Source organism: Streptomyces sp. AC627_RSS907 (assembly GCF_019049165.1).
The window spans coordinates 1-695 of the sequence record NZ_JAGMUE010001184.1 but is presented as its reverse complement, the minus strand read 5'-3'; the positions used below and the strand labels follow the sequence as shown (position 1 = coordinate 695).

At 78.4% G+C, this 695-nt stretch carries 1 protein-coding gene; it reads left to right on the top strand.

The window, feature by feature from the left end:
• The coding region (locus KUM32_RS40970) for a phosphopantetheine-binding protein (protein ID WP_254406789.1) at nucleotides 1–695 on the top strand (695 nt) is incomplete at both ends.

The window sequence follows — 695 nt, the reverse complement described above, 5'->3', positions numbered from 1 at the left end:
AGGCCGCCGTCGTGGCGGTCTCCGACGAGCGCGGCCACGCCCGGCTGGTCGGCTACGTGGTGCCCGCGGCCGGCGCGGGACGGCCGGTGCCCGCCGCGTTGCGGCAGGCGCTGTCGCTCACCCTGCCGCGCCACCTGGTGCCCGCCGCGTTCGTCGTGCTGGACGCGCTGCCGCTGACCGTCAGCGGCAAGCTGGACCGGCGCGCGCTGCCCGCCCCCGACCCGGACGCCGCGGCGGGCGAGCGGGAGTTCACCGCCCCGCGCACCGAAGCGGAGCGGGAGCTGGCCGGGATCTGGTCGGCCGTGCTGGGCGTGGCCCACGTGGGCGTCGACGACAACTTCTTCGAGCTGGGCGGCGACTCGATCCTCGGCATCCAGACGGTCTCCCGGGCCCGGGCCGCCGGGCTGCACGTGACCTCGCGGGACGTCTTCCGGCACCAGACCGTCGCCGAACTCGCCGCCGCCGCCGACCGCCGCGCCGCCCCGCCGGTCACCACCGCGCCGCAGCGGGAGGCCGGGCCCGGCCCGCTGGCCCCGATCCAGGAGTGGTTCCTCGCCACGCACGGGCCGCTGCGGCACTTCACCATGTCGATGCTGCTCGACCTGCCGCCCGAGACCGACCCGGACGCCCTGGAGCGCGCGCTGCGCGCCCTGACCGCCCACCACCCGGCGCTGCGCACCCGGTTCGCCCGCGAG